The sequence below is a fragment of the Aeromicrobium sp. Leaf272 genome (genome assembly GCF_001422865.1).
Lineage (GTDB): Bacteria > Actinomycetota > Actinomycetes > Propionibacteriales > Nocardioidaceae > Aeromicrobium.
The window spans coordinates 260,600-270,135 of sequence record NZ_LMMY01000009.1 but is presented as its reverse complement, the minus strand read 5'-3'; the positions used below and the strand labels follow the sequence as shown (position 1 = coordinate 270,135).

At 72.7% G+C, this 9,536-nt stretch carries 9 protein-coding genes and 1 pseudogene; 8 read left to right on the top strand and 2 right to left on the bottom strand.

Annotated features, from left to right (window positions below; genetic code table 11):
• Nucleotides 1-1,114, top strand: a pseudogene (locus ASF38_RS02840) (4Fe-4S ferredoxin); the annotation flags it as partial.
• A gap of 15 nt (nt 1,115-1,129) precedes the next feature.
• Here ASF38_RS02840 and ASF38_RS02835 read toward each other — a convergent pair.
• Nucleotides 1,130-1,582, bottom strand: a complete 453-nt coding sequence (locus ASF38_RS02835) for an SRPBCC family protein (protein WP_056573518.1) — start codon at nt 1,580-1,582, stop codon at nt 1,130-1,132.
• A gap of 69 nt (nt 1,583-1,651) precedes the next feature.
• On the opposite strand from ASF38_RS02835, the gene ASF38_RS02830 reads away from it, so the two are divergent.
• The 7 genes from ASF38_RS02830 (at nt 1,652) to ASF38_RS02800 (ending at nt 8,772) form a co-directional block, all read left to right on the top strand.
• Nucleotides 1,652-3,049, top strand: a complete 1,398-nt coding sequence (locus ASF38_RS02830) for an RNB domain-containing ribonuclease (RefSeq protein WP_200914380.1) — start codon at nt 1,652-1,654, stop codon at nt 3,047-3,049.
• 47 nt (nt 3,050-3,096) lie between these two features.
• Nucleotides 3,097-4,095 (top strand): ABC transporter substrate-binding protein, encoded by a 999-nt coding sequence (locus tag ASF38_RS02825; protein ID WP_082480298.1) that lies wholly within the window; start codon nt 3,097-3,099, stop codon nt 4,093-4,095.
• 74 nt (nt 4,096-4,169) lie between these two features.
• A complete protein-coding gene (locus ASF38_RS02820; RefSeq protein ID WP_056573509.1) occupies nt 4,170-4,934 on the top strand; it encodes a siderophore-interacting protein in 765 nt (254 codons plus the stop codon).
• Between the two features lie 59 nt (nt 4,935-4,993).
• Nucleotides 4,994-6,502 (top strand): IMP dehydrogenase, encoded by a 1,509-nt coding sequence (gene guaB / locus ASF38_RS02815; protein ID WP_056556185.1) that lies wholly within the window; start codon nt 4,994-4,996, stop codon nt 6,500-6,502.
• 10 nt (nt 6,503-6,512) lie between these two features.
• Nucleotides 6,513-7,040, top strand: a complete 528-nt coding sequence (locus ASF38_RS02810; RefSeq protein WP_200914379.1) for an SRPBCC family protein — start codon at nt 6,513-6,515, stop codon at nt 7,038-7,040.
• A gap of 212 nt (nt 7,041-7,252) precedes the next feature.
• A complete protein-coding gene (locus tag ASF38_RS02805; protein ID WP_055966179.1) occupies nt 7,253-8,359 on the top strand; it encodes a GuaB3 family IMP dehydrogenase-related protein in 1,107 nt (368 codons plus the stop codon).
• Nucleotides 8,356-8,772 carry a hypothetical protein gene (locus tag ASF38_RS02800; RefSeq protein WP_056573505.1) on the top strand — a complete coding sequence of 139 codons (417 nt, stop codon included), beginning with the start codon at nt 8,356-8,358 and terminating at the stop codon, nt 8,770-8,772. Before ASF38_RS02805 ends, ASF38_RS02800 begins: the two co-directional genes overlap by 4 nt.
• A gap of 2 nt (nt 8,773-8,774) precedes the next feature.
• On the opposite strand, the gene ASF38_RS18280 is transcribed toward ASF38_RS02800, so the two are convergent.
• Nucleotides 8,775-9,536: DUF4173 domain-containing protein (locus tag ASF38_RS18280; RefSeq protein ID WP_200914378.1), on the bottom strand; the 762-nt coding region annotated here is incomplete at its 5' end.

Here is a 9,536-nt window from a genome sequence, read left to right as displayed (position 1 = left end):
CCCCCGCGCGCGCCTGTTCATGAACGTGGAGGTCGGTCGGCACCTCTCGCACGAGGAGCTGCTCGAGCACCACGACGCGGTGGTCTACGGCATCGGCGCCCCCGAGGACCGACGGCTCGGCATCGTGGGGGAGGACCTCGAGGGCGTGCACGGATCCACCGAGGTCGTCTCCTGGTACAACGGCGACCCCGACGTCCCGGGCGACGCCGTCGGCGTGCAGGGGGCGAGGGTGTTCGTCGTGGGCAACGGCAACGTCGCGCTCGACGTCGCGCGCCTGCTGCTCAGTGATCCCGGTCGACTGGCCGGCACGGAGATCGCCGACCACGCCCTGGAGGCGCTGCGTCGGGCCGACGTGCGCGAGGTCGTGCTGCTGGGGCGTCGCGGTCCCGAGCACGCCGCCTTCACCCGGCCCGAGCTGCTGACGCTGCCCGACGGCATCGAGCTCTGCGTCGAGGACGACGAGGCGGTCGCGACGGCCCTGGCCGCCCCGGAGCCGGGGACCAACGCCGCGCTGCTGGCCGGGTTCCCGCGCGTGCGGAGCGACTGGACGTCCGAGCCCGGTGGGGGTGCCGGCGCAGGCAAGCGGCTCGTGCTGGCCTTCGGTCGCCGGGTCACGGCCGCGCACGGGGACGGGGTGTTGGCGTCGGTGATCGTGGCGGGCCCCGACGGCGAGGCCGAGGCGCCCACGCAGCTGCTGGTCAGCTCGATCGGCCGGCGCGGTCGCATGGTCCCCGGGCTGCCGTTCGACGAGGAGCGAGGCCTGATCCCGAACCACGACGGCCGGGTCGTCGACCCGGCGACCGGCGAGCCCGTTCCCGGCGCCTACGTCGTCGGCTGGGCCAAGCGCGGGTCGACCGGTGGCATCGGCGCCAACCGGGTGTGCGCGGGCGAGACCGTCACGACGCTGCTGGGCGATGCGGCCGACGGCCGACTTCGCTCCCCGTCGCGGTCGGAGCGGGCACTGTCCCGGCTGGTGCAGCGGCGTCAGCCGCAGCTCGTCCGCGGTGCGGGGGTGCGGGCCATCGAGCGCCGCGAGATCGACGCGGGCCTCGCGAGCGGACGGCCGCGGGTCAAGCTGACCACCGTCGAGGACCTGCTCGCCGCCGGACGGTGAGTGCGGCGAGCCGACTCAGGCGACCGCGGCTGCCAGGTTGGCCAGGGTCGACTCGAGTGCCTCGTGCGGCACGACGGGGAAGTGCAGCCGCTTCAGGACGGCCGGGTCGGTGACCTTCGACCAGTCGTAGGTGACGCTGACCTCGGTCGAGTCGCGCCCGAGAGGGGTCAGCCGCCACACCCACTCCCAGCCGGCCGGGTCGGAGTCGACCGCTCCGGTCTGCCACGCCAGCAGGGAGCCCTGCTCGAAGCCGGTCACGTGGTTGTCGGTCTGGTAGTCCCCGGCCCTCGGGTGGTGCATGTTCATCCGGAACGACTGCCCCGCCGCGGTGATGCGGTCCGAGCGGTCGTCGCTGCGCACCATGTCGGAGCCGTCGATCTCGTGGTGCCGTTGGGGGTCGGACAGGATCGCGAAGACCTCGCCGGCCGGTGCATCGATGGTGCGGGTGGCGGTGATGTGCGTGTCCATGTCTCCACCTTGCCTCCCACCGAGGTCGGCGCAACCGCGTCGGTGCGGTGCGCTGGTAGCGTCGCGGACGTGTTCGAGACGCTGCGCCGAGAGCTCGACCTGCCAGCCGCCGAGCGTTCCGACGACTTCCCCGACGACGTGCTCTCCGAGGCCGAGGAGGTCGCGGCCCGCGGCCCGCTCGCGACGACCGATCGCACCGGCCTGCCCTTCGTCACCATCGACCCGCCGGGGGCCATGGACCTCGACCAGGCGGTCCACCTCGAGCGTCGCGACGGCGGGTTCCGGGTGCACTACGCCATCGCCGATCTCGGTGTGGTCCCGCTGGGCGGCGCGATCGACACGGAGGCCCGCCGACGCGGGCAGACCATCTACCTGCCCGACGGTCGCGTGCCGCTGCACCCGCCGGTGCTCTCGGAAGGTGCACTGAGCCTGCTGCCCGATCAGGTGCGGGGCGCCGTGCTGTGGACCATCGACCTCGACGCCGACGGTGCCGTCGTCGGCCACCAGGTCGAGCGCGCCCTGGTGCGGTCGGTCGCCCGCTTCGACTACGCGACCGTGCAGGCCGACGCCGACGCCGGACGTCTGCATCCGAGCATCGAGGCGCTGCCCGACGTCGGCCGGCTGCGGCGCGCGGCCCGCGTGGCCGCGGGTGCGCTCGAGCTTGGCCTGCCCGACCAGGAGGTCGTGCCCGACGAGGCGACCTCGGGCGGGTGGCGCGCGGTGTGGCGTGTCCGGCGCGAGGCCGACGACTGGAACGCGGAGATCTCGCTGCTCACCGGCACCGTCGCGGCGTCGATCATGCTCGAGGCGCTGGTCGGACTGCTGCGCACCCTGCCCGACCCCGACCCGCGCGACGTGCATCGGTTCCTCGCCCGCGCCCGCGCCCTCGGCGTGGACGCGGGTGACGACCCGGCGGCGCTGCTCGACCGTCTCGACGCCGACGACGTCACCCACCTGGCGGTCATGACCGACGCCACCCGTCTGCTGCGCGGAGCCTCGTTCGCCGCCTTCGACGGAGAGCCGCCCGCGACCCCGGGGCACGCGGGCGTCGGGGCGCCGTACGCCCAGGTCACCGCACCGCTGAGGCGGCTCGCCGACCGGTTCGCGAGCGAGGTCTGCCTGGCGGTGTCGAGCGGGGGCGAGGTCCCGACGGCGCTGCGCGAGGCGCTGCCGTCGGTCCCCGATGCGATGCGGGCCTCCGACGCCCTCGCGTCCCGTGCCACCCGCGGCGTTCTGGACCGGGTGGAGGCGTCGATGCTCGCCCCGTTCGTCGGTCAGGAGCTCGAGGCGCTGGTGGTCGACGTGGACGGGCAGGACGCGGACGTCATGCTGCTCGAGCCCGCCGTGCTGGTCGCGACCGACGCCGGCGCGGGGTCGGCCCGGCTGCGCGAGGGCGAGCGGCGCCAGGTCCGGGTGGTCGCCGCCGACCCTGCGGCGGGCGTGGTGCACCTCACGCCGACCGGGTGATCTGACCTCTTGCTCAGGTAAGGCAACCTTAAGTTAGGCTGCCCTGCATGACACGACGTTCCCCCCTGCTCCGCCGCACGGTGGCTGCCGCCGCCCTGGCCCTCGCGCTCCCGCTCGCCGCCTGCGGCTCGTCCGACGACGACTCCGGCTCCGACCAGGCCTGGACCTACACCGACGACCTCGGCACGAAGCTCGAGCTCGACGCCGCGCCCGAGCGCCTCGTCGTGCAGTCGTCGGTCGCAGCCGCGCTCACCGACCTCGGCCTCGGCGACAAGATCGTCGGCGTCTTCGGACCGGTGAAGAACGCCGACGGCGAGCTCGACTCCCAGGCCGCCGGACTCGACGCCGACGCCGTCGAGGACGTCACCGGTGGCGGCGAGTACGGCGACATCGACCTCGAGAAGCTGGCCGGTCTCGAGCCGGACCTGGTCGTCACCAGCAGCTACCTCGAGCCCGACCTCTGGTACGTCAACGCCGACGTCAAGAAGAAGCTCGACGCGCAGTTCCAGACGCTCGTCATCAGCTTCGACGGCAAGACGCTCCCGCAGATCATCGACTCCACCGAGAAGGCCGCCACGGCGCTCGGTGCCGACGAGGCCGACTTCGCCGAGGGCCGTGAGGCCTTCGAGACCGCGCAGGCGCGGCTCGAGAAGGTCGCGCAGGGCGCGAAGCCGTCGATCCTCGCGGTCTCGTACTCGCCCGACCTGTTCTACGTCTCCAACCCCGAGGTCAGCCCCGACCTCAAGTACTACCGCGACGAGATCGGCCTCGACATCGTGACGCCGAAGAACCCCGACGAGGGTGGCTACTTCGAGTCGCTCAGCTGGGAGAAGGCCGACACCTACGACGCCGACGTCGCCTACTGGGACGACCGCATCGGCAGCGCCGGCCTGGCCGCGCTGAAGAAGGAGCCGGTCTGGGGCAAGACCACGGCCGCCGAGGACGACGCCTACATCCCGTGGACGTCCGTGGCGCCGCCGTCGGCGCAGGCCTACGCCGACGTCTTCGACCGCTTCGCCGACGGTCTCGAGACGTTCACGTCCTGACACCTCGGGCAGCGACGGCCCCGACCCAGGGGTCGGGGCCGTCGTCGCCCGATCCGGCCGACCTGGAGCACACCGTGTCGAAGACGCCCACCCTGCTCGCGAACTACGTCGAGGCCCAGGCCCACGAGGCCACCGTCGGCTCGAACGAGGTGATCTCGCCGGGCCTGCGCCGTCTCGTCCTGCGCTGTCCCGACTTCGCGTCCGCCACGATCGAGCCGTGCGACGTGACTGCGTTCCGCGTGTCCCGCAACGAGTTCAGGCACTACACGCCGGCACTGATCGAGGGCGACGCCCTGACGATCATCGTGCAGCGCCACGACCATCCCGGGCCGACGCCCGGCCACGACCTGGTCGAGGGGTGGGCCGAGGGTGACGCGGTGAAGGTCTGCCGGTGGTCGTCCGCGCGAGCCTTCACCTGGGACCCGGCGGGGGTGCCGGGCCGTGGGCGGCAGACGGCGACCGGTGACGGACGACCCGTCGTGCTGCTCGGCGACGCGACCGTGATCAGCCTCGCGCTGTGCATGGCCGAGCGTGCGGGCCGCGACGGACGCGACCTGGTCACCGTGCTCGAGGTGCCCGAGCCCGACGTGGACGCGACCCGGGCGCTCGTGCCTGAGGCCACGGTGCTCCCGGCGGTGGAGACGCCGGGTGCGGTCCTGGACGCCTGGATCCGCGCGAACGTCGAGGCGCTGCGCGTGCTGCCCGACCCGGTGGCCTACCTCGCCGGCAACGGTCCGGCCATCCAGCGTCAGCGCACCCTCCTGCGCGACGTCGTGGGTCTGGACCGCAAGGCCGTGAAGACGCAGCCCTACTGGGCCGAGGGGAGGCCGGGGCTGTAGCGGGGCACGTCACGTCCGGGCCCCTGGGGTCCCGGGGTCGGCGGCCGTACCATGGCTGCATGGAGCAGGGCATCCCCGACAAGTTCGCCAGCCTCGGCCTCACGTACGACGACGTCCTGCTGCTTCCCGGCGAGACCGACGTCGTCCCGAGTGACGTCGACACCACCGCACGGCTCACGCGCGACCTGACGCTGCGGATCCCGCTGCTGTCGAGCGCGATGGACACCGTCACCGAGTCGCGCATGGCCATCGCCATGGCGCGCGAGGGCGGCATCGGCATCCTGCACCGCAACCTCTCCATCGAGGACCAGAGCTACCAGGTCGACCTGGTCAAGCGCACCCAGACGGGCATGATCCCGAACCCCGTCACGATCGGCCCGAAGGCCACGCTCGAAGAGCTCGACGAGATCTGCGGCGAGTACCGCGTCTCGGGCCTGCCCGTCGTCGACCCCGACAACCGGCTCCTCGGCATCATCACCAACCGCGACCTGCGCTTTACGCCCGTCGCGGAGTGGTCCACCACGATCGTCGGCGACGTCATGACGCCCATGCCGCTCGTCACCGGGCCGGTCGGCATCAGTCGTGAGGACGCCTCGTCGCTGCTGCGCCAGCACAAGCGCGAGCGGCTCCCGATCATCGACGCCGACGACCGGCTCGCCGGTCTGATCACCGTCAAGGACTTCGTGAAGTCCGAGCAGTACCCGCTCGCCAGCAAGGACGACGAGGGCCGTCTGCTCGTCGGTGCCGCGGTCGGCTTCTTCGGCGACTCCTGGGACCGCGCCAACGCCCTGCGCGAGGCCGGGGTCGACGTGCTCGTGGTCGACACCGCCCACGGCCACGCCCGCCTGCTGCTCGACATGGTGCGCCGCATCAAGGCCGACCGCGCCTTCGACGGCATCCAGGTCATCGGCGGCAACATCGCCACCCGCGCCGGCAGCCAGGCTCTCGTCGACGCCGGCGTCGACGCCGTGAAGGTCGGCGTCGGGCCCGGCTCCATCTGCACCACCCGCGTGGTCGCCGGTGTGGGCGTCCCACAGATCTCGGCCGTCTACGAGGCTTCGCTCGCCGCCAGGCCGGCGGGCGTGCCGGTCATCGCCGACGGCGGGCTGCAGTACTCCGGCGACATCGCCAAGGCGCTCGTCGCGGGTGCCGACTCGGTCATGGTCGGCTCGCTGCTCGCCGGCTGCGAGGAGAGCCCCGGGGACCTGATCTTCATGAACGGCAAGCAGTACAAGACGTACCGCGGCATGGGCTCCATCGGCGCCATGGCCTCGCGCGGCAAGAAGTCCTACTCCAAGGACCGCTACTTCCAGGCCGACGTGGTCAGCGACGACAAGATCGTCCCCGAGGGCATCGAGGGCCAGGTGGCCTACCGCGGTCCGCTCGGTGCCGTCGCCCACCAGCTCGTCGGTGGTCTGCACCAGTCGATGTTCTACGTCGGCTCGCGCACCATCCCCGAGCTGCAGGAGCGCGGTCGCTTCGTGCGCATCACGTCGGCGGGGCTCAAGGAGAGCCACCCGCACGACATCCAGATGACCGTCGAGGCCCCCAACTACGCCGGACGCTGACGGCCCCGCCGTGGTGCGCCCTCGAGTCCTGGGCGACCGCTGGGGCGTCACCGACGCCGAGGTCGCGCTGGAGTACGGCTGCGACGACGTGCTGTCGGACGCGCCGATGCAGGCGTGGCGGGGCGTCACCGTCGACGCGCCGGCCGACGTGGTGTGGGCGTGGGTGCGCCAGCTGAGGCTGGCCCCGTACTCCTACGACTGGGTCGACAACCTCGGCCGACGCTCGCCGCGGGTGCGCGCCGACCTGCCCGACCCCGTCGTCGGCGAGGTGTTCATGACGGCGATGGGACGCCAGGTCGGGCGTGTGCTCGCGGTGGAGCCGGGCCGTGAGCTCACGGCCCGGATCGGCCCCGCCGTCATGAGCTACCGCGTCGAGCCCGTGGAGCGGGGGCGCACCCGGCTGCTGCTCAAGCTCGTCTCCCGGGGCCGTCGGCCTTTCGTCGACCTGCTGTCGCTCGGCGACCTCCCGATGGCGCGCCGCCAGCTGCTCAACCTCAAGGCGCTCGCCGAGCGCGAGGCGCGCGGCCGTCAGAGGTAGGTAGCCCGCGGAATCGCCGTCAGAGGTAGGTGACCCGCGGATTTCGCGCGTCGCAGGTAGGTGGCACGTGGATACGAGGCCCGTTTCCGCGCGCTACCTACCTCCGCCCCGCCGATTCCGCGCGCTACCTACCTCTGAGGACGAGGACCCTGGGTGGGACGCGCGACGACGCCCGGCGAGACGTGACGTCCGTCGCCACTAGGGTGGGACGCATGCCTGAGCTCGACATCGGCGCCGCCAAGCGCGGCCGCCGCGCCTACTCCTTCGACGACATCGCGATCGTGCCCAGCCGGCGCACCCGCGACCCCGAGGAGGTCTCGACGGCCTGGCAGATCGACGCCTACCGCTTCGAGCTCCCGGTCATCGCCGCACCGATGGACTCGGTGATGAGCCCTGAGACCGTGATCGCGCTCGGTCGCCACGGTGGGCTCGGCGTGCTCGACCTCGAGGGTCTGTGGACCCGCTACGAGGACCCCACCCCCCTGCTCGCCGAGATCGCGTCCCTCGACGCCGTCGCCGCGACCGCACGGCTGCAGGAGATCTACGGCGAGCCGATCAAGGCCGAGCTGATCAAGGACCGCCTCCGCGAGATCCGCGACGCCGGCGTCACGGTGGCCGCCGCGCTCTCGCCGCAGCGCACCAAGCAGTTCTCCGACGTGGTCGTGGAGGCCGGGGTCGACCTCTTCGTCATCCGCGGCACCACCGTCTCGGCCGAGCACGTCTCGAGCCAGACGGAGCCGCTCAACCTCAAGGAGTTCATCTACGAGCTCGACGTCCCCGTGATCGTCGGCGGCTGCGCCACCTACCAGGCCGCCCTGCACCTCATGCGCACCGGCGCGGCGGGCGTCCTCGTCGGCTTCGGCGGCGGAGCCGCGCACACCACGCGGTCGGTGCTCGGCGTCGCGGTGCCCATGGCCTCGGCCGTCGCCGACGTCGCCGCGGCCCGCCGCGACTACCTCGACGAGTCGGGCGGCCGCTACGTGCACGTCATCGCCGACGGCTCGATCGGCCGCAGCGGCGACATCGCCAAGGCCGTCGCGTGCGGGGCCGACGCCGTCATGATCGGCTCCCCGTTCGCCCGTGCCACCGAGGCCCCGGGCCGCGGCTTCCACTGGGGTGCCGAGGCGTGGCACGCCGAGCTGCCGCGCGGCAAGCGCGTCGAGATCGGCACCGTCGGCTCGCTCGAGTCGGTGCTCTTCGGCCCGTCGTCGGTGCCCGACGGCACGATGAACCTCATCGGGGCCCTCCGCCGCGCGATGGCCACCACGGGCTACACCGAGCTCAAGGAGTTCCAGCGGGTCGAGGTCGTCGTCGCGTGATCGACGGGTCGGCGCCGGACGGCACCGCCAGCCGGCTGCCGTCGCTTCCGGCCGACCTCGGCCCCGTGCGCGCCGCCGACGTCGTGGTCTCGACCGTCCTGTGGCTCGGGCTCTCCGCCCTGTCCGCCGTCGCCGGCGTCATGGCGCTGCTGCTGGTCATGGCGGCCGACGGCTGCGGAACCTCCTCCGACGACGGCGCACTGCTGTGCGGCGACGGGGGAGGACTGCTGTTCTTCCTGGGCATCGCCGTCCTCTGGCTGGTGCTGGCGACCGCCGTCCTCGGCTCGGCGCTGCTCATCGTCCGCGGGGCGATCCGGCGCAGACGCACGTGGCACTGGCCTCTCGTCGGCCTTGTCGTCGGTGTCGCAGGGTGTGCCGCGATGATCGGCTGGATGGTCGTCCTCACGCGCTGACCTCACTCACGCGCGATGGTGAGGCACGACCTGTCGGACGGGACCGCGGCCACCTCGGCCCGTGCCCGGTCGGCGCGCTCCCGGCCCAGGTTCCAGGACCAGGCACCGCCGTCGTCGGTCTCCGTCGGGCCGTACGGATCGTCCAGGACGCACGCGGCCGTCCGCTCGGGCAGGCCCGCCACGATCGACGGCACGGCGTCGTCGCCGAGCGAGCGCAGGTAGTCGACGTCGAGGGTCCCGGTCTCGGCGAACCGCTCCACGTTGTGGGTGGCCACCCAGCCGGCGGGATTCATCAGGCCGAGGACCAGCAGGACGCCGGCGCCGGACAGCAGCGCGGCCCGCGGCAGCCAGGTCCCGGTGAGCCGGCCGACCGCGACCAGGGTGAGTGCCACGAGCAGCCCGAGCCACAGCTCGAAGCCCACGACGGCGAGGCGGAGCACGGTGTAGCCGTAGGCCTCCTGGTACAGATCCATCCGGTAGAGGGCGGACACGACGACCGCGAGCGTCAGCACGCACAGCAGCCCCAGAACCAGTCGCAGCACGAGCCTGTCCCGCTCGTCGGTGCGCGGGGCCTTGCGGGCGGCGACCCCGATGACGACGAGGGTCAGGAACGTCACCGTCGTCAGCTGGCCGAAGCCCTGGTGCACGTACTCGGCGTAGGTCAGGCCGGTGGTGCGCTGCAGGTAGTCGCGGCCACCCCACATCGCCGCGGACTGCGCCACGAGGAAGGCGACGAACAGGGCGACGACGGTGCCGAGCGGCAC

Bases quoted from the DNA above. Each gene is read 5' to 3' on its own strand.
- ASF38_RS02835 (WP_056573518.1), bottom strand. From the start codon at position 1,582: ATGGACACGCACATCACCGCCACCCGCACCATCGATGCACCGGCCGGC.
- ASF38_RS02825 (WP_082480298.1), top strand. From the start codon at position 3,097: ATGACACGACGTTCCCCCCTGCTCCGCCGCACGGTGGCTGCCGCCGCC.
- guaB (WP_056556185.1), top strand. From the start codon at position 4,994: ATGGAGCAGGGCATCCCCGACAAGTTCGCCAGCCTCGGCCTCACGTAC.
- ASF38_RS02805 (WP_055966179.1), top strand. From the start codon at position 7,253: ATGCCTGAGCTCGACATCGGCGCCGCCAAGCGCGGCCGCCGCGCCTAC.